Origin of the sequence: Pseudomonas sp. Ost2 (genome assembly GCF_018326065.1) — a bacterium.
In the GTDB taxonomy this organism is placed as follows: Bacteria; Pseudomonadota; Gammaproteobacteria; order Pseudomonadales; family Pseudomonadaceae; genus Aquipseudomonas; species Aquipseudomonas gingeri.
Genome location: NZ_AP021904.1, coordinates 3045642 through 3063792, shown reverse-complemented (window position 1 = coordinate 3063792; position 18151 = coordinate 3045642). Strand labels below are relative to the sequence as shown.

Below are 18151 nucleotides of genomic sequence, written 5' to 3'. Positions count from 1 at the left end.
TGCGGGCCAGGAGCGTCCATGACCAGCAAGAGTAAATCCCTCCCCCGCGTCGTTCCGGCCGGTTCCCTGCGTACCGGCAGTTGGCAGCGCAACCTCAAGGGACTGGTCGTGCCGCTAGCGATCATCGTCCTGCTGGAGTTCGTGGTGCGCATCGGCTGGGTGCCGTCCTACCAGATGCCGGCTCCCAGCGAAATCGTCCTGACCCTGCGCGACCTGGCCGAAGGCGCCTTGTGGAAACACATCAGCGCCAGCCTGCTGCGGGTACTCAGCGGCTTTGCCATCGGCGCCGGCCTGGCCCTGGTGTTTGCCGCCTGGGTCGGCCTGAGCCGGGAAGCCGAAGCGTACCTGGAGCCGACCTTCGCCGGTTTGCGCTCGATCCCGAGCCTGGCCTGGGTGCCGCTACTGCTGTTGTGGCTGGGTATCGACGAAACCTCGAAGATCGTCCTGATCGCCATCGGCGCGTTTTTCCCGGTGTACCTCAACGGCGTGGCGGCGATTCGCGATATCGACCGCAAGCTGGTGGAAGTCGGGCAGATGCTCGGTTTCAGTCGCTATCGCCTGGTCCGGCGGATTCTCCTGCCCGCCGCCCTGCCCGGCCTGTTCACCGGCCTGCGCAGCGGCATGAGCCTGGCCTGGATGTTCCTGGTGGCCGCGGAGCTGATCGCCGCCACCCGCGGCCTGGGTTATCTGCTCAGCGACGGCCGGGAAACCTCGCGTCCGGATATCGTGCTGGCGGCCATCATTGTCCTGGCGCTGCTGGGCAAACTCAGCGACGGCCTGCTGGCCGGCCTGGAAAAACGCCTGCTGGCCTGGCGCGACACTTTCAACGGTCAGGACCGGGAGTCATGAACATGAGCGAGCCATTGCTGGATCTGTATGTCGAACGCAAGGCGTTTGCCGAGACCACGGTACTCAAGCAGGTCAGCCTGCAACTTCATGAGCGGGAAGCGGTGAGTCTGCTGGGCCCCAGCGGCTGCGGCAAAAGTACCTTGCTGCGAATCGTCGCCGGACTGGAAAAGGACTTCCAGGGTGAGCTGAAACACAGCACCGCGCCCATCGCCTTCGTATTCCAGGAACCACGCCTGATGCCCTGGTTGACGGTGGAACAGAATATCGGCTTCAGCGAAGACGACCACTACGACCGGGCCTGGGTCACGCAACTGATCGAGGAAGTCGGGCTCGCCGGTTTCGCCCAGGCACTGCCCAAGGCGCTGTCGGGCGGCATGGCACAACGGGTGGCGATCGCCCGGGGACTGTACAGCAAGCCGCGGATCCTGCTGCTCGATGAACCCTTCAGCGCGGTGGATGCTTTCACCCGCATGAAACTGCAGGACCTGCTCCTGCAACTGGCCAGGCGCCACGGCATTGCTCTGCTGCTGGTGACTCACGACGTCGACGAAGCCCTGTACCTGAGTGACCGGGTGCTGGTGATGGATAACCGTCCCAGCCGCATTCGCCAGACCCTGTCGGTCGACCTGGCCCATCCCCGTGATCGCCGCGACCCGGTGCTGGCCTCCCTCAAGGCACAATCGCTGACCGAGTTGCACCTGGCCCAGGTGATCTAGTCCCACCCTGCCGGCCCGGAAGGATCCGAGCCTGTCCCTGTTCCCCCGCCTTTGCCCACGCCTTTTGGCGGATCCTCCATCAATAAAGCCCCTAAATCCGGCGCTTCTTGGTATCGTGTGCGCCGATTTAAGTAGCTACCTATTTATTTTTTCTATCAGCCATACCTTTTATCGTCAATTTTTCTTGCACAAAACAGGTTCCTCATGACCGATCCCATTCATCTCAAGGATCACGAGACCGAAAAACGCCTGGTCAACAAGCGCCTGATCGCCTGTGGCCTGCTGGTACTGGGCCTCGCCGCCGCCCTGGTGGGCCGCCTGTATTTTCTCCAGGTCACCGAGTTCTCCTACAACTCCACGGTCTCGGAAAACAACCGGGTCCATGTCCTGCCGATCCCGCCTGAACGCGGGCTGATCTACGATCGCAACGGCGAAGTACTCGCAGACAACCAGCCCAGCTTCAACATGACCCTCACCCGCGAACGCGCCGGTGACGTCGGCCAGGTGCTGGACACGGTGATGAGCGTCCTCAACCTGCCGGAAGAAGACCGGACCCTGTTCGGCAAGGCACTCAAGCAGTCGCGCCACCCCTTCGAGCCGGTGACCCTGCTCTACGAACTGACCGAACAGCAGATCGCCCTGCTGGCCGTGAACGAATTCAAGTTGCCGGGGATCGAGGTCGAACCGCAGTTCGTCCGGCATTACCCGCTGGGCGACCATTTCGCCCATTCGGTGGGTTACGTCGGCCGGATCAACGAGAAGGAAACCAAGCAGCTCGACCCGGTGGAGTACCGTGGCACCCAGTCCATCGGCAAGACCGGCATCGAGCGTTTCTACGAGAACGAACTGCACGGCCACGTCGGTTACGAGGAAGTCGAGACCAATGCCCAGGGCCGGGTCATGCGGGTGCTCAAGCACACCGATCCGATCCCCGGCAAGAACATCGTCCTGAGTCTGGATATCAAACTCCAGGAAGCCGCCGAGAACGCCCTGGGTGACCGCCGCGGCTCGGTGGTGGCGATCGATCCGAAGACCGGCGAAGTGCTGGCGATGGTCAGCAAGCCGAGTTTCGACCCGAACCTGTTCGTCACCGGCATCCGCGCCAAGGACTACTCGGCCCTGCGCGACTCCATCGACCGCCCGCTGTTCAACCGCGCCCTGCGCGGGCTCTACGCTCCCGGCTCGACGATCAAGCCGGAAGTGGCCATCGCCGGCCTCGACAGCGGCGTGATCTCGCCCTCGACGCGGGTGTTCGACCCGGGCTATTTCCAGTTGCCCAATGTCGATCACAAGTACCGCAACTGGAACCACAGCGGCGACGGCTGGGTCGACCTGAACGCGGCGATCATGCGTTCCAACGACACCTACTTCTATGACCTGGCAAGCAAGCTGGGCATCGATCGACTGCACGATTACCTGAACAAGTTCGGGGTCGGGCAGAAGGTCTCCCTGGACATGTTCGAAGAGTCTTCGGGGCTGATGCCGTCCCGCGAGTGGAAACGCGCCACCCGCCGCCAGACCTGGTTCCCGGGGGAAACGGTGATTCTCGGGATCGGCCAGGGCTATATGCAGGTCACCCCGTTGCAACTGGCCCAGGCCACCACGCTGATTGCCAACAAGGGCGTGTGGAATCGCCCGCACCTGGCCAAGTCGGTGGGCCAGGTGGCGCCGGTGGACGAGAACCCGATCCCGAACATCGTCTTGCGCGACCCCAAGGAGTGGGAGCAGGTCAACTACGCCATGCAACTGGTGATGCATGACCCGCGCGGTATCGCCCGCGCGGCGGCCGTCGGCGCGCAGTACCGGATTGCCGGCAAGAGTGGTACCGCGCAGGTGGTGGCGATCAAGCAGGGCGAACGCTACGACCGCCTGAAGACCTCCGAGCGCAACCGCGACAACGCCCTCTTCGTCGGCTTCGCCCCGGCGGAAGATCCGCAGATCGTGATTTCGGTGATGATCGAGAACGGCGAAGCCGGTGGCCGGGTAGCCGGCCCGGTGGTACGCGAGATCCTCGATGCCTGGTTACTGGACAAGGACGGCAAGCTCAAGCCGCAGTATGCGCACCCACTCAAGCCCCATGAGGATCCCAAGGTCTGATCGAGGGCTGCACGCGCGACTCACGTTGCCATCCAACCGGGCCTAGAGCCCGGTTTTTTTATGCCCGCGCATTCTCCAGGGCGCCCATTCAACGCGGCACTCCCATCAATAAAAGCGATTTGTTGAGCGGAGTATTTGTCGCTTTTTTTGCAGATTCACAATCATTACTTTGGCCGGACAACACCGATAAAAAAACAAGGTCTGCCCTCATGTCTCTGCCTGAAGTCATAAAACCTGCCGTGCGCAGTCATTACCGCTGGGTGGTGGCGGCGCTGATTTTCCTGATTTACACCATCGCCGCCGCCGACAGGGCAAACCTGGGTGTTGCCCTACCCTTCATTCGCAAAGAGTTCGACATGAGCAATGCCGAGGCCGGTGGCCTGGTCAGCCTGTTTCTGCTGGCGTATGCCTTGGCACAGATCCCCTCCGGCTTTGCCTTCGGCCGCTTCGGCGTCAGCAGGATCCTCCCTGGCGCCATGGTATTGACCTCGCTGCTGACCGGCCTGGTGGGGACGGCCGGCTCGCTGCTTGCGCTGAAGCTGTACCGCCTGGGCCTTGGCGTTGCCGAAGGTCCACTGCCGATCAGCATGACCACGACCATCAACAACTGGTTTCCCCCACGGGAAAAGGGCACGGCTTCGGGAATCTTCCTGTCCGCCGTCAAATTCGGCCCGGTGATCGTGCCGCCACTCTGCGCCGTGATTATTTCGGTCTGGGGCTGGCGCGAAATCTTCTACTTTTTCGCCGTGCCCGGCATCGTCCTCGCGGTGGTCTGGTATTTCATGGTTGCCGATCACCCGTCCCGTAGCCGCTTCGTCAACAATGCCGAGCTCCACTACATCACCGAAGCAACCGACAACATCCAGACGGCTCAACCGACCCGCCCACGGCAGACCCCAGCCTGGCTGCACAGACTGGATCGCGTCATACGCGCTCGTCATGAAACGCCCCTGGAAACCAACAAGCAGGTGTTCACCTCCTGGAACATCTGGGGTTGCGCCACCAGCTACTGTTTTCAACTGGGCGTCTCCAGCGTATTGCTGGCATGGATCCCGACGTACCTGATGACCGTCAAGCAATTCTCGATCATGAACATGGGGCTGGTATCGGCGGCGCCATGGGTAGGCGCGGTGCTGGGCAACCTGATCGGCGGCTTCTGCTCGGACCGGCTGCTGGGCGGGCGGCGCAAGCCCGGCATGCTACTGTCGGCACTGGGCACGTCGCTGATGATGTACCTGCTGATCAATTCGCCTGCCGAACCGCTGCCTTACGGGCTGCTGCTGATGCTGACCGGCGTTGTCCTCAGCCTCGGTTTCTCTTCCTACATGGTCTACCCGATGGGGCTGGCCACCAAGAAAACGTTCCCCATCGCCAACGCCATCGTGAACATGATCGGGCAATTGGGCGCCGCGGCCACGCCTTTCATTACCGGCCTGCTGCTGGACAACTATGGCTGGGGTTATGTATTTGCCTGGCTGGCAATCGGCTCGTTCATCAGCTTCATCCTCTTGCTGACCATCTCCGAGCCAAAGGCAGGACCGGGTCACCCCGGCTGACCTCCCCTTTTGCCCCCACGGCCTGCCCACGACAGCGCAATGGGGGCTTTTTTCACGCCACTGCAGCCAGCGCCTTTGCCCAACAATCGGGCTAAGGTACAAGCGCCTCGCTACTCCACTCACCATTCACCAAGCGCTTCACTTGCAGGGGGTTGGCGTTCTGCAACGCAGCGGGCAACAGGTCGTCCGGGTAGTTCTGGTAGCAGACCGGACGCAGGAACCGATCGATCGCCAGGCTGCCGACCGAGGTCCCCCGTGGATCGCTTGTCGCCGGATAAGGGCCGCCATGGACCATCGCGTCGCAAACTTCCACCCCCGTCGGATAGCCATTGACCAGGATACGGCCAACCTTCTCCTCCAACAGGGGCACCAGCCATTGATACTTGCGCAGATCGTCCGGCTCACCGATGAGCGTCGCGGTCAGTTGGCCGCGCAGGGCCAGCAACGCATGCTCGAGTTCCGCGTCGTCAGCCACTTCGATCAGCACGGTGGCCGGGCCGAAGACTTCTTCCTGGAGCAAGGGATGTCCCTCCAGCAGCAAGCCGACGTCGGCCTTGAACAGCTGCGCTTGCGCCTGGCTGCCCTCCTGCGGCTGACCTGCCAGGTGCGTGACGCCCGGGCATGACCTCAAGGCATCGACGCCCTTGCGGTAGCTGCCCAGGCCGCTCGCGTTGAGCAGGGTCTGCGGCGCCTGTACCGACAGGTGCTCCCTGAGCTGTTCGGTGAACGCCGTGAATGCCGCGCCACGGATGCCAATCACCAGGCCGGGGTTGGTGCAGAACTGCCCTGCTCCCAGCACCACCGAGCCCGCCAGTTCGCCAGCGATTGCCGCGCCCCGGACGGCCAGGGCTGCTGGCAGCAGGATGACCGGATTGATGCTCGACATTTCGGCGAACACCGGGATCGGCTGCGCACGCTCGGCGGCGATCCGGCACAGCGCTTCCCCGCCGTGCAGTGAACCGGTAAAACCCACGGCCTGGATCGCCGGATGCCTGACCAGGTCCGCACCGACACCCTGGCCGAAGATCATGTTGAACACGCCCGCGGGCATGCCGGTGCGCGTGACCGCCCGCTCGATGGCGAAGCCCACCAGGTCGGCGGTCGCCATGTGTCCGCTATGGGCCTTGACGACCACAGGGCAGCCGGCCGCCAGCGCCGAGGCCGTGTCGCCCCCCGCCGTGGAGAATGCCAGGGGGAAGTTGCTGGCACCGAACACCGCCACCGGGCCGACGCCAATACGGTACTGACGCAGGTCGACGCGTGGCAGGGGCTGACGGTCCGGCAGCGCGAGGTCGATGCGCGCACCGAGGAAGTCACCACGGCGCAGCACCCGGGCGAACAGGCGCATCTGGTTGCTGGTTCTCAGGCGCTCGCCCTGGATACGCGCGGCCGGCAGTGCGGTCTCCCGGCAGACGATGGCCACGAAATCCTGATCCAGTGCATCCAGTTCCTCGGCGATTGCCTCGAGAAACTCGGCGCGCCGCGCCGGACTCAGTTGCCGATAGGGGCCGAAGGCATTCTTCGCGGCGAGGGCGGCCTGCTCGACCTCTTCGAGCGTGGCCTGGTGGAAAGCACAGGACAGGGCTTCCCCGCTGCTGGCATCAAAGCTTTGGTGACGGGGCTCGCCGAGGCCGCTGCGGGCGCCCGCGATGAATTGCTGACCAAGTACAGGAAGCATTTTCAACTCTCTCTATGTCATCGGCGCCTGGCCGAAACCTATGAAATCAACAGGCCCAGCCGCCCCGGCGGCCTCTGTTCATGCCGGGGCACCCGGTTTACCTACCCCATTGCAACGCAATCGGATTGGCCGCCCTGGCCAGTTCAAGCAGGCCCTCACGTGTCTGCGGATGCAGCGCTTCCAGGGGATGGCGAACGCTGTCGGAGCGGATCACACCGCCCTCTTTCATCACCGTCTTGGCCGCACGCAATCCGCACTGGCGGTTCTCATAATTGATCAACGGCAGAATCCGCTCATAAGCCTGGATCGCGTCCTGGCGACGACCTTCGGCATGGGCGCTCATCACCGGACGGATCAGGTCCGGAATCATTGCGCTGGCCATGACCCCACGGGCGCCGGCATCCAGATCGGCCATCAGCGTGATCGCCTCTTCACCGTTGAAAGGCCCCACGATGCTGCTGCCGCCCAGCGTGATCAGCTCGCGCAGCTTGGCGGCGGTGCCGGGCACTTCGATCTTGAAGTAACGCACCAGCGGCAGGGTCCGGGCCACTTCCGCCAGGAAAGCCGTGGAGAGCGTGACGCCGCTCAGCGGCGCATCCTGGATCATGATCGGCAGCTGGCACGCCTCTGCGACACGCTCGAAGTGCTCGCGGATCAGTCGCGGTTCGAGCTTGATGCCCGCACCGTGATAGGGCGGCATCAGCATGATCAGCGCCGCCCCGTGCTCCGCCGCGTGACGCGCACGCTGGCTGGCGACCTGGGTGCTGAAGTGGCTGCAGGTGACCATCACAGGCACCCGCCCCTTGACGTGCGCCAGGCAGAACTCGGTCAACTGTCGGCGTTCTTCATCCGAGAGCAGAAACTGCTCCGAATAGTTGGCCAGGACACAGATGCCATCCACGCCCTGGTCGATCATGCAGTCAAGCACCCGCCCCTGCCCCTCGAAATCGAGCTCGCCGGCATCGCTGAATGGCGTCGGGGCAACAGGAAACAACCCCGAGTACGGCCCAGTCGTTTGCATCGCAAAAACCTCTTCCATTGGGAAAACGGCAGGCCGGGCAACGGCCCGCCGCAGACATGAGTCAGCCTCGGCCGTAGGCCGTCAGCACTTTGCGGATCGCGTGGGCGATGCCTTGCAGGTGTTTCTCCTCGAAACGGTCGGTCCACCACATGCACACCGTTTCCTTGCAAACCGTTTCCGCCACCGGACAGACGCTGCTGGAGAAGTCCTGCGGGTTCGCGCCCGGCAAGGTGAAGGGCAGCCCCGACGAGCCGAACGTCTTGCGTTCACGGATGACCGGGTAGCTGTAGAGCGGCACCTCGCCCGGGTAACCGATGAAGCCGTCGATCCCCTCGGCCACCAGCGCCTTCATGACCTCGCGCAGCGGGACCGTCAGTTGCGCGGTGTCCACGCGGAACGAATAGAAGAAGTAAACCCCGCGGGTGTCCGGCAACGGCAATACCGGCTGGATAGGCAACCCGTCCAGCAACCCGGTCAGGCGATCGGCCGAGGCAACGCGCGCCTCGACGAACTGATGCAGTTTCTCGACCTGCGCCAGGCCGACGGCAGCCTGCAATTCGGTCATGTGGTAGTTGGGTGCCAGGAACAGGTGGTCACGGCCACCGCGCTCGCGCGGCCAGCCCTTGTCGCTGCACGCGCGCAGGCGACGACCGTTGTATTCGTCGCGATTGCTGATCACCAGGCCGCCATCACCGGTGGTCATGTGCTTGGACTGCTGGAAACTGAAACAGCCCACATCGCCGAAAGTGCCGCACAACTTGCCCTTGTAGTAGGCCAGGTGCGCCTGGGCACAGTCCTCGATGACGAACAGGTCGTGCTTGCGGGCAATCGCCATGATCGCGTCCATGTCCGCCGGATTGCCGAACACGTGGGTCACGATGATCGCGCGGGTCCGCGGGGTGATGTTCTTCTCGATGGAGATCGGATCGAGGTTCTGCGTGAGCGGGTCGACATCGGCGAAGACCGGCACCGCCAGTTGCGCGAGCACTGGAATGACCGTACCGATATCCGTCACCGGCGACAGGATGATCTCGTCGCCAGGCTCGGGATTCAGGTAGATCACCGCGGTATGCAAGGCCGCCGTGCCGTTCGCCACCGCTACGGCCGTGGACACCCCATAGATCTCGGCAAAGCGTTGCTCGAACTGCCGGGTCTTGGGGCCGACCAGGAAGGACAGGCTGCCTGAGCGGATCACTTCCAGCAGCAGTTTTTCTTCCTCGGCACCGAACGTGCGCCCGGATGCGTCACGGAAGCTGGGCAGCGTCCCGTCTATGGCGCGTGGTCCGCCATGGATGGCTAATTCGTTCATCATCAATCCTTCTTGTGAAATGAGTGCGGCCCGTTACAGGCCAAGGAAGTCCGCCATCGACTGCACCTGGTGTTCCAGCATGTGGCTCCCCAGGTGAACCCGGCAGCCGATCCCCTCAGCCGCGATCAGCAACGCGGTGCGCTCCGGTTCCTGGACCACTTCCGCCACGGTCATCTGCGGCGTCAGCCCGGCGACATCCAGCGGCAAGGGGTCCGTGGCCTGCATACCCAGGGACGTACCGTTGATAATCAGTTGGTGGCCGCTGGGGTCACGGCTGCCCAGAGAGACGTCCAGGGCCGGATAGTGACGCAGGAGCCGCTCCTTGAGCTCAAGGCTCTTGTGCTCACTGCGGTTGGCCAGGGTCAGCCGGGCGATGCCGGCCTGGGCCAGCGCGAAAGCGACGGCGTTCGCCGCGCCACCGGCACCGACGAGGTAGACCGACTGGCCGGCCACTTCGATACCGGCATGCTGCAACCCGCGCAGGAAACCGATGCCATCCAGTTGATCGCCGACCAGGCGTCCATCGGCCAGGCGCCGGATGACGTTGGCGGCGCCGACGGCGGCGGCCTGTTCACTGAGTTCGTCGCACAAGGGCAAGATGGCCTGCTTGAAAGGCACCGTGACAATGGCCCCATCGAAACTCAACAGTGTTCGCAGACTGTTGACGAAACGTTCGAAGTCTTCCGGCGCAACATTCATGGGCACCATGATCGCGTCACAGCCACGCTCACGGGCAATCCTGTTGATCTTGGGCGGTGCTTTCACATGTTCGGTCGGGTGAGCAAGAATCCCCAGTACCCGGGTTCTGCCCGTCACTTCTTTATTGTTTTCCAGCCTGTCAGGCATATACGTGGCTCCTCTGTTGAAACAACCCGATCCCGTCGCGGCCTGCATGACGAAACAATAAACACCGCGAAACCGGCTGAACCCAAAGTACTGCACTTCATGCGGGGCGAGTAATGAGAAGTACACCCCTGTCGATAACCGTTGGCTATCGCCGGGTGCAGCGGCGTTTCCACAAGGGCTGGCGGCAGGACCGGAGGCGGCTGGAGTTTTCCCGCCTGCTGATGCCTAATGCGGGTCATCTCTTTGAAAAAGCGCACCCTGACGATGATGCCAACCCTGGAAACCATCTCCTCGCGCCTTCGCCTCAAGCAGTTGCGCCTGTTGATTGCCCTGGACGATCACGGCTCCATCCACCGGGCCGCGGAAATCATCGGCATCACCCAGCCCGGCGCGACCAAGGCCCTCCACGATGTAGAGGAAACCCTCGGCGCGACGCTGTTCGAGCGCACCAGCAAGGGACTGAACGCCAATGCGATGGGCCGTTGCGCGATTCGCTACGCACGCTTGATCCTGACCGACCTGGCCCACCTTCGGCAGGAGATGCACGGGATCTTCCAGGGACATGGCGGACGCATCACCGTCGGCACGATCATGGGCGGCGTGCCGCTGCTGACGGCCGGCCTGCTGCGGCTGCGCGAGCGTCAACCCCAGGCGACCATCGAGATAGTCGAAGACACCAGCGTCAAGCTGCTGAGCCTGCTGGACCAGGGTCGCCTGGACATGGCGCTGTGCTACCCCAGTGTGAGCCCGCGCCCCACGGCCTATGACAGCATCAGCATGAAACCCGAAGCCTTGATGGTGATGGCCAACCCCAAGCATCCGCTGGTGGGGCACACCTCGCTCACCCTGGAGGACCTGGCGGATTCCGGCTGGGTGATCTTCTCGGCGAACATGCCGCTGCGCCAGACGCTGGAGCGCGAGTTCCATGAGGCCGGCGTGAACTTTCCGGCCCACCCCATCGAAACCTCGTCCACCTTCGCCACGCTGCTGTTGCTGATCAGCGACCCCCACCTGGTCGCGGTACTGCCTACCGACGTGGCGGAACTGCCGTTGTTGCAGGCCATGTTGACGCAGTTGCCCTGCACCATCACACCAAAGACCGAGCCGTTCGCCATCGTCACGCGTACCCAGGTGGAACTCTCGCAACTGACCCACTTGCTGATCGAAGAACTGACGAAGTAATTCCCCTTGTCGACGCAACCGATATCAGCGCCACCGGGTTGAATATCGCCTGGCCTCGCTCGATTCGGTCACACAGATAACGCTCGGTTATCTCAAGCCTCCGGATTTTCATTACCCGCCCCGCCGGGCCGGCGCTAGGATCGCGCCATGAACCCTGCAGCAAAGCATCCGCTTTCCCCTCCAGTAAGGTGCCGTAATGGAATTGATTGCTAAAACAAGTGCGCAAAGCCAGATTGTGGCGGCCACGATCCGGCTGGATCCGCATGACGACGTGCTGATCGCGCGCCAGCCGCTCCCTGCCGGTCTGTTGCTGGAGGCGGAAGGCGTCGTTGTCCGGCAGGCGATTCCCGCCGGCCACAAGGTGGCCGTACGGCGTATCGAGGCCGGCGAGAACGTTCGCCGTTACGGCCAGATCATCGGGGTCGCGTCGGCCCTGATCGAGGCCGGCGCACACGTCCACAGTCACAACCTCGGCATGGCGCACTTTTCCCGCAATCATGAGTTCGGCATCGACGCCAGACAGACGCCGCATCGGGAAGCGACGTTCATGGGTATCGTTCGCCCGGACGGTCGCGTGGCGACGCGCAACTACATCGGCGTGCTGACCTCGGTGAACTGCTCGGCCACCGTGGCGCGGGCGATCGCCGACTACTTCCGTCGCGACATCCATCCCGAGGCCCTCGCAGAGTATCCGGGCGTCGATGGCGTGGTAGCCCTGACCCATGGCATAGGCTGTGCCGTGGACCCGGGCGGCGAGGCCCTGGCGATGTTGCAGCGAACCCTGGGGGGCTATGCGGTTCACGCCAATTTCCATTCCGTCCTGATGATCGGCCTGGGCTGCGAGACCAACCAGATCGACGACCTGCTCAAGGCCCGCCACCTGCAAGCAGGCCCGCACCTGCGTGTGTTCACCATCCAGGGGACCGGCGGCACGGCGAAATCCATCGCCAACGGCATCGAGCAGATCAAGGCCCTGCTGCCGACTGCCAACCAGGTACACCGGGAAGCGGTCAGTGCCAGGCATCTCATCGTCGGGCTGCAATGTGGCGGCTCGGATGGCTACTCCGGGATCACCGCCAACCCGGCCCTGGGCAATGCGGTCGACCGGCTGGTGGCGGCAGGCGGCACGGCGATCCTTTCCGAGACCCCGGAGATCTATGGCGCCGAACATCTGCTGACACGCCGCGCGGTGAGCAGCGAGGTCGGTGAAAAGCTCATCGCGCGGATCCGCTGGTGGGAAAGCTATTGCCAACGCATGAATGCCGAGCTCAACAACAACCCCTCGGCCGGCAACAAGGCCGGTGGGCTGACCACCATCCTGGAGAAGTCACTCGGCGCCGTGGCCAAGGGCGGCTCGACGAACCTGGTCGATGTCTACGAGTACGCCGAAGCGGTCACCGCCCATGGCCTGGTGTTCATGGATACCCCGGGCTATGACCCGATCTCGGCCACTGGCCAGGTGGCGGGAGGTGCCAACCTCATTGCCTTCACCACCGGCCGCGGATCAGCCTTCGGTGGCGCCCCCTCCCCCTCGATCAAGATTGCGACCAACTCGCACATGTTCAACCATCAGGAAGAGGACATGGACGTGAACTGTGGCGGCATCGCCGACGGCACCGATACGATCGAGGATCGGGGCGCCCATATCTTCGACATGATCCTGCGCGTGGCTTCGGGAGAGCGCAGCAAGAGCGAACGCCACGGCTATGGGCAGAACGAGTTCGTGCCCTGGCAGATTGGCGCGATCACCTGAGCGGCAGGAACGCACTGTTCCATGTTGAAGGGGTGCATGGATGATCAGCTTGAGATCCCATGCACCAAGACACTTGGTGCCACCAGAGCCCCTCGACGTGACAGAACGTCTATCCGAGGGGCTCTGCCGCCGTCAGTTTCCGCCCAGGTTGACGGTACCCTTGCGGATGATGACGTTGCCGTAGAACAGCGTTTCACCCGTGGCGATAATGGCAAAAGCTTCCTTGGCCCGGTCGTAGAAAGCAAAGCGCTCAATGCGACAGAGATTCGGCGATTCGCCGGGCAGTGCGTTCAGTGCGTCCTGGATCACCGTGTGCGCCCTTACGAGGGTGTCGGGTTCATCTATTACTTCCATCCCCACGACCGGATCGGGTTCGGACTCATCGATCGGCATGACCGAGAGCACGGCCTTCAACATCCGTGGCAGGTCCGCCGCTTCCATGCGGATCAGCCGTTTGGCCACCGTCTGGGCGGGAAAGCTGCCATCGACAATGACGATCTCGTCACCATGGCCCATGGATCGCAAGGCAAAGAGGATGTCAGCGTTGAGGATAGGATCGATACCAATCAGCATGGGAACTCCTTCAGCTCAAGTCGTGGAGGTTTTTGGTGGTGGCCGGGCCGATGGAGAACGCTGAAAAGCGCACGGTCAGGCCGCTTCGTTCCGGCGTGCAGGCGGTGGGGCCTACCTGATAACTTTCCGCCTCCGGGAATGGGGCAAGACGCAACAGCGGCCAGAAGACACCGTCACGGGAGGCCTGGATCCGCATCGTGCCTTTGGCCACGGTGACTCTCAGGTAGAAGTCCTCCAGTTCCTTGAAAGGTTGGGAAACCGACCAGTCCGACTGGCCGTCGGTGATGACGGTGCTCAGAAACAACTCACCGTCCGTGAACTCCACGCCGGTTTTCATCCAGCGCGTTTCGTCAATCCGCACCATCAGGCCAGCCTGGTCGTAAAGCGTACGAAACGCCCCCTGGATACGAATCTGCGCGGTGAATTCGCTGCCCGTCGGGAAGCCGAGAAAGTGCCCCGTATCGCGGATGAAGCCGTAATGCGTTTTCCGCCAGAAATCGGTTTTCTCGTCAGTGGTCAGGGTGAGGCCGGCGTCATCCGCCACCCAATGGGCTGGTGGGTTCAGCCAGGTTCCGGTACCGAGGTCGATGCTCATAGGGTTATCCTTTTCTTCCAGGGCCTCAACGCAGGTTATAGGCGTCGAGGGCGTTCAGTTCAAAAAAGCGGCTGGCAATCTCGGGGTGCGTTTCGACGAGTCGCTCGGCGATCGCCTTTACCCCGGAGTAGGTAGCCGCCAGGGTGCAAACGGGCCAGTCCGAGCCGAATAGAATGCGCCCGGGGCCAAATACCGTCAGTGCAGTGCGTGTATAGAAGTCGAAGGTTTCTGCTGCGCATGACTCGGCGTCCGCCTCGGTGACCAGGCCAGAGACCTTGCACCAGACATTGTCGCTTTCGGCGAGAAGCTCGAACGCTTCGCGCCAGGCGGGGCTGAACCCTTCGGCGATCGGAGGCTTGGCAAGATGGTCAAGTACGAAACGCCCCTGCGGATAACGCCTTGCGAGCAGCGTCGCAGCCGGTAGCTCCCTTGTGCGAACCAGCAGGTCGAACGTCAATCCGGCCTCTATGACCGCGCCAACCGCTTCCTGTACGCGGGAGCGACACAGCCAGTCAGGATCCGGCTCGTCATGAACGTTATGGCGTATTCCGACGAGCTTGTCGCCACCGGGCAATGCGCGCAAGGCGGCGATCTGCGCCGGCACGTCGTCCGACTGCAGATCGACCCAGCCGACAACGCCGATGACAAAATCATGGGCCGCGGCTATCGCCAGGAGGTCCCGGGTCTCTGACAGATCATGCCGGCATTGCACGACGATAGTGGAACCGATGCCATTATCGACCAACAGCGGCTGCAGGTCGTGCGGAGCGAAATTGCGGCGAAGAGCGCGCATTTCATCGCCCGCCATCCATGGATAGGATCCGGTGGTCAGATCCCAAAAATGCTGGTGGGTATCGATTATCTGATTCGGCATGCTTTTCTTCATGCTGTTGGAGCATCGGCAGAGATCAGGCCCTGGGTCTTGAGGTCCTGCCACAAGGCACCTGGAATGGGCAGGCGGAACAGCTCGGCGTTTTCCAGCATTTCTTCGGCGGTTCTGGGCCCGGTGAGAACGCTGGCCACTGCCGGGTGAGCGAGGGGAAACTGTATGGCCGCCGCTTTCAAGGGCACACCATGGCTCAGGCAGACCTTCTCCAGCATCAGCGCCCGCTCTATGAGCGCCCGGTCTGCGTCCTCGTAGTTGAATTTCGCGCCGGCACTCGGATTGGCGAGAATGCCGCTGTTATAGACCCCGCCAATAATGATCGATATGTTTTTCTGGACGCAAAGAGGCAGCAGTTCCGTAAGGGCACCTTGCTCCAGGAGGGTGTAGCGGCCTGCCAGCAGAAAACAGTCGAAATTGCCATTGCGAGCAAACTCGGCAAGCATCCGGCTCTGGTTCATGCCGGCTCCGACGGCACCGATGGTGCCGTCGGCGCGCAACCGGTCGAGCGCTTTATAGGCGCCCTCGATGGCCTGCTGATAACTGGCGTCAGGGTCATGGATATGCAATACGTCAATGCGCTCGAGGCCCAGTCGGGCCAGGCTCTCCTCCACCGACGTCATCACGCCGTCATAACTGAAGTCGAAGACCGGGCGCTCGGGCGGTGTGTCCTTGTAGTAACCATCAACGACCGGCGTTTCAGGCACCCGCAGAAGACGGCCGACCTTGGTGCACACGACATAGTCATCGCCAGACTTGCGCTTTAGAAAAGCCCCCAGACGCTGTTCAGCCATGCCGTTGCCGTATTGCGGGGCGGAGTCAAAGAAGCGAACACCCAGGTCCCAGGCGGCCTCCAGCGTTTCTTCGGCACTGGTGGCGCTGGTCGGCGAGTAGAGACCACCAATGGCCGTGGTGCCTACTCCCAGCCTGCTCACTCGAAGCTCGGTCAGTCCAAGAGGCACGGCCTCAAATATTTCCTTCATGAAATTTTTCCTCTCATATGCACAGCCATCCAGCTGTGACTTCTTTCATCACAGCAGGAAATAATAATGGCGGGGACTTCTTGTCTTTATTGATGCAGCGACCCCACTACACGGCCGTTGCCTTGATTTCATTCCATAGTTCGATACGCCGGCCAAAATCTTCAGGCGCCTGCAGGAAGACCAGCTTTTCCGAGTAGTTCAGGCCTATCTTGATATTTGCAGCTTCGTTCGTAGAGTTGCCATAACCGGTTTTTTCACTGATATAGGTGCCGACATCTTTCTCCAGCATTGCATCGACCCAGGCGTGTGCAAGACCGCTATCGCGGGCTTTGGCGCTGATACACCAGCAATCGATCCAGCCGATGGCGCCCTCTTTGGGAATAGTGAGCGCCGCATTGACGTTTCGCTTCTTGAGCATCGCGGCCTGGGGCTCGCCCATGGACATCATCAAATCGATGCCACCCTGGGCAAAGATGCTGACCCCATCGTCAAAGCCGGAATAAAAGCTGGCGATATTGGCTTTCTGAGCCAACAACTTCGTCTTGATCAATGCGAATTGATCATCCGTCAGATTGAAAGGATCCTTGATTCCCAGGGTCAGCGCCGCCGTCACAATAGCGTTGTTGGCATCATCGACGATGATCATCCGCCCCTTGTATTTCTCGTCCCAGAGCACCGCCCAACTATCAGGGGCGACCTTGAATACATCAGCGTTGTAAATCAGCGGTATGGAGCCCCAGGCGAAGGGCGCCGCGTAAGTCTTGCCATCAAAGACGATGGCCGAGACATTCTGAAAAGTGGGCATCAGGTTCCTGGCGTTCTGGAGCCTGGCCAGATCGAGAGGCTGGATCAGCTTTTCCTGGGTCAGACGCTTGTAGGAAGAGGTCTCGATGGCGATCACGTCGTAATCGGCGCCCTGCGAAGCCGTCATTTTTGCGAAGATCTCGTCGACACTGGCCGCATAAGTGACGCTTACCGAAGAACCTGTTTTTTTCTCGAAGGCCTTCACCCATTGGTCGTCAGCGTAACCTTCCCAGGTCAGCACCCTCAGTTCCTTGCCTGCCGCACTGGCCGAACGCATAAAACCCGGAGTAATTAGCGCACTTGCTGCGACGACTGTGCTCAAAGCCAAAAAGTCACGTCTTTTCATTTCGCCCTCTCTCGATATTTTTAAAGTTATTATGTGCAATATTCCATGGGCGCAATGTTCCGCCCATCCTAAGTTGCTACAACAAGAACGGCAGTCGCGAAGCAATTTTCCAAAGTTTTCCCACGTCCATTTATCATGGTTTTATTTTTGAGTTGACGCCCTCTTTTCTCCTCATGCCTTGCGCTCGATACTCTGGCGCAGGGATATCGCGCCTAGCGTTGCAAATACCAGCGTCACACAGAGCACCACCGAGACCAGCGCGTTGATTTCGGGGGTGAAACCGGTTCGCATCATTGCCCATAAGCGCATTGGCAGTGTGCTATCCCCGCCGACCAGGAAGAACGTCACCAGCGTTTCGTCGAAAGAAAGGGCAAACGCCAGCAAGGAGCTGGTCACCAGCGCTGATCGCAGCTGCGGGAAGACAATATAGATAAAGGTCTCGAAGCCATTCGCGCCAAGATCGAGCGAGCCTTCAATCTGCGAGCTTTCAAGTGTGTCCAGGCGGATTATGATCATCCGATAGATCACCGCCAGAATCAGCACGACGTGCCCGATGGTGACGGTCACCAGGCTGCGTTCCAGGCCAACTTCCCGAAAAGCCACCAACAACGAAATACCGGTGATGATCGCAGGCAGCACGAACGGCAGGAATATTACAAACTCGATATATTTCTGCCCTTTGCGCGCCCCCGTCTTCATGTAATACGCAAGGGCCAGCGAAATAATTGTCGCGATGACTACAGCGCAGGCACCGACAAGCAGTGAGTTCCCGAGCGACTCCAGCAACTGGGAGTTCTCGGAAAACTTGCCATACCACTGCAAACTGAAATCAGACCAATCAACCTGGTGATCCTTGACACTGAAGAACGAGAGTGTGACCACTATCGCTGCCGGCGCATAAAGCACGGCGAACGCGAAAATACCCATGATCCACAGTACAGCAACGGTGATACGTTCCAT

Annotated in this window: 16 protein-coding genes; 6 read left to right on the top strand and 10 right to left on the bottom strand. The window is 61.6% G+C overall.

The genetic code is table 11. From position 1 onward, the window contains the following. Window positions 1-18 precede the first annotated feature (18 nt). The 4 genes from KI243_RS13610 (at window position 19) to KI243_RS13595 (ending at window position 5218) form a co-directional block, all read left to right on the top strand. On the top strand, window positions 19-849 hold the full coding sequence (locus KI243_RS13610; RefSeq protein ID WP_017124993.1) for an ABC transporter permease: 831 nt from the start codon (window positions 19-21) through the stop codon (window positions 847-849). A 2-nt stretch (window positions 850-851) separates the two neighbouring features. Continuing rightward, on the top strand, window positions 852-1565 hold the full coding sequence (locus KI243_RS13605; protein WP_042934884.1) for an ABC transporter ATP-binding protein: 714 nt from the start codon (window positions 852-854) through the stop codon (window positions 1563-1565). A 204-nt stretch (window positions 1566-1769) separates the two neighbouring features. Then, window positions 1770-3662, top strand: coding sequence for a penicillin-binding protein 2 (gene mrdA, locus KI243_RS13600; RefSeq protein ID WP_103033129.1), 1893 nt, complete (start codon window positions 1770-1772; stop codon window positions 3660-3662). A gap of 209 nt (window positions 3663-3871) precedes the next feature. Beyond that, window positions 3872-5218, top strand: a complete 1347-nt coding sequence (locus KI243_RS13595; RefSeq protein WP_042936848.1) for an MFS transporter — start codon at window positions 3872-3874, stop codon at window positions 5216-5218. Between the two features lie 91 nt (window positions 5219-5309). Here KI243_RS13595 and KI243_RS13590 read toward each other — a convergent pair whose 3' ends face one another. The 4 genes from KI243_RS13590 to KI243_RS13575 all read right to left on the bottom strand — a co-directional run bounded on the left by KI243_RS13590 (window position 5310) and on the right by KI243_RS13575 (window position 10072). Beyond that, entirely contained in the window at window positions 5310-6896 is a 1587-nt protein-coding gene (locus KI243_RS13590) for an aldehyde dehydrogenase (NADP(+)) (RefSeq protein ID WP_177118425.1), read from the bottom strand. 97 nt (window positions 6897-6993) lie between these two features. Then, entirely contained in the window at window positions 6994-7917 is a 924-nt protein-coding gene (locus KI243_RS13585; protein ID WP_103033128.1) for a dihydrodipicolinate synthase family protein, read from the bottom strand. A gap of 61 nt (window positions 7918-7978) precedes the next feature. Next, window positions 7979-9226 carry a DegT/DnrJ/EryC1/StrS family aminotransferase gene (locus KI243_RS13580; RefSeq protein WP_177118426.1) on the bottom strand — a complete coding sequence of 416 codons (1248 nt, stop codon included), beginning with the start codon at window positions 9224-9226 and terminating at the stop codon, window positions 7979-7981. A 33-nt stretch (window positions 9227-9259) separates the two neighbouring features. Then, on the bottom strand, window positions 9260-10072 hold the full coding sequence (locus KI243_RS13575; protein WP_244861858.1) for a shikimate dehydrogenase: 813 nt from the start codon (window positions 10070-10072) through the stop codon (window positions 9260-9262). A 264-nt stretch (window positions 10073-10336) separates the two neighbouring features. Here KI243_RS13575 and KI243_RS13570 point away from each other — a divergent pair, with 264 nt between their 5' ends. Next, on the top strand, window positions 10337-11254 hold the full coding sequence (locus KI243_RS13570) for a LysR family transcriptional regulator (RefSeq protein WP_177086418.1): 918 nt from the start codon (window positions 10337-10339) through the stop codon (window positions 11252-11254). A 196-nt stretch (window positions 11255-11450) separates the two neighbouring features. Next, window positions 11451-13007 (top strand): altronate dehydratase family protein, encoded by a 1557-nt coding sequence (locus KI243_RS13565; RefSeq protein ID WP_177086002.1) that lies wholly within the window; start codon window positions 11451-11453, stop codon window positions 13005-13007. A gap of 132 nt (window positions 13008-13139) precedes the next feature. Here the strand turns inward: KI243_RS13565 and KI243_RS13560 are convergent, their stop codons facing one another. The 6 genes from KI243_RS13560 to KI243_RS13535 all read right to left on the bottom strand — a co-directional run bounded on the left by KI243_RS13560 (window position 13140) and on the right by KI243_RS13535 (window position 18151). Further along, a complete protein-coding gene (locus KI243_RS13560) occupies window positions 13140-13580 on the bottom strand; it encodes an RbsD/FucU domain-containing protein (RefSeq protein WP_212810998.1) in 441 nt (146 codons plus the stop codon). A 10-nt stretch (window positions 13581-13590) separates the two neighbouring features. Next, a complete protein-coding gene (locus KI243_RS13555; RefSeq protein ID WP_177086003.1) occupies window positions 13591-14175 on the bottom strand; it encodes a DUF1349 domain-containing protein in 585 nt (194 codons plus the stop codon). A 25-nt stretch (window positions 14176-14200) separates the two neighbouring features. After that, the gene (locus KI243_RS13550) at window positions 14201-15061 is read right to left on the bottom strand and encodes an amidohydrolase family protein (protein WP_212810997.1); all 861 of its coding nucleotides are present in this window, start codon (window positions 15059-15061) and stop codon (window positions 14201-14203) included. Beyond that, on the bottom strand, window positions 15058-16041 hold the full coding sequence (locus KI243_RS13545; RefSeq protein ID WP_212810996.1) for an aldo/keto reductase: 984 nt from the start codon (window positions 16039-16041) through the stop codon (window positions 15058-15060). The genes KI243_RS13550 and KI243_RS13545 overlap by 4 nt, the downstream gene beginning before the upstream one ends. Window positions 16042-16147: 106 nt before the next feature. Continuing rightward, window positions 16148-17191, bottom strand: coding sequence for an ABC transporter substrate-binding protein (locus KI243_RS13540; RefSeq protein ID WP_042936851.1), 1044 nt, complete (start codon window positions 17189-17191; stop codon window positions 16148-16150). A gap of 171 nt (window positions 17192-17362) precedes the next feature. Then, window positions 17363-18151, bottom strand: a complete 789-nt coding sequence (locus KI243_RS13535) for an ABC transporter permease (RefSeq protein WP_212810995.1) — start codon at window positions 18149-18151, stop codon at window positions 17363-17365.

Coding starts and splice junctions, on each gene's coding strand:
- KI243_RS13575 (WP_244861858.1), bottom strand. CDS start 10,072: ATGCCTGACAGGCTGGAAAACAATAAAGAAGTGACGGGCAGAACCCGG.
- KI243_RS13550 (WP_212810997.1), bottom strand. CDS start 15,061: ATGAAGAAAAGCATGCCGAATCAGATAATCGATACCCACCAGCATTTT.
- KI243_RS13535 (WP_212810995.1), bottom strand. CDS start 18,151: ATGGAACGTATCACCGTTGCTGTACTGTGGATCATGGGTATTTTCGCG.
- KI243_RS13540 (WP_042936851.1), bottom strand. CDS start 17,191: ATGAAAAGACGTGACTTTTTGGCTTTGAGCACAGTCGTCGCAGCAAGT.
- KI243_RS13570 (WP_177086418.1), top strand. CDS start 10,337: ATGATGCCAACCCTGGAAACCATCTCCTCGCGCCTTCGCCTCAAGCAG.
- KI243_RS13590 (WP_177118425.1), bottom strand. CDS start 6,896: ATGCTTCCTGTACTTGGTCAGCAATTCATCGCGGGCGCCCGCAGCGGC.
- KI243_RS13545 (WP_212810996.1), bottom strand. CDS start 16,041: ATGAAGGAAATATTTGAGGCCGTGCCTCTTGGACTGACCGAGCTTCGA.
- KI243_RS13595 (WP_042936848.1), top strand. CDS start 3,872: ATGTCTCTGCCTGAAGTCATAAAACCTGCCGTGCGCAGTCATTACCGC.
- KI243_RS13610 (WP_017124993.1), top strand. CDS start 19: ATGACCAGCAAGAGTAAATCCCTCCCCCGCGTCGTTCCGGCCGGTTCC.
- KI243_RS13580 (WP_177118426.1), bottom strand. CDS start 9,226: ATGAACGAATTAGCCATCCATGGCGGACCACGCGCCATAGACGGGACG.
- KI243_RS13565 (WP_177086002.1), top strand. CDS start 11,451: ATGGAATTGATTGCTAAAACAAGTGCGCAAAGCCAGATTGTGGCGGCC.
- mrdA (WP_103033129.1), top strand. CDS start 1,770: ATGACCGATCCCATTCATCTCAAGGATCACGAGACCGAAAAACGCCTG.
- KI243_RS13560 (WP_212810998.1), bottom strand. CDS start 13,580: ATGCTGATTGGTATCGATCCTATCCTCAACGCTGACATCCTCTTTGCC.
- KI243_RS13555 (WP_177086003.1), bottom strand. CDS start 14,175: ATGAGCATCGACCTCGGTACCGGAACCTGGCTGAACCCACCAGCCCAT.
- KI243_RS13605 (WP_042934884.1), top strand. CDS start 852: ATGAGCGAGCCATTGCTGGATCTGTATGTCGAACGCAAGGCGTTTGCC.
- KI243_RS13585 (WP_103033128.1), bottom strand. CDS start 7,917: ATGCAAACGACTGGGCCGTACTCGGGGTTGTTTCCTGTTGCCCCGACG.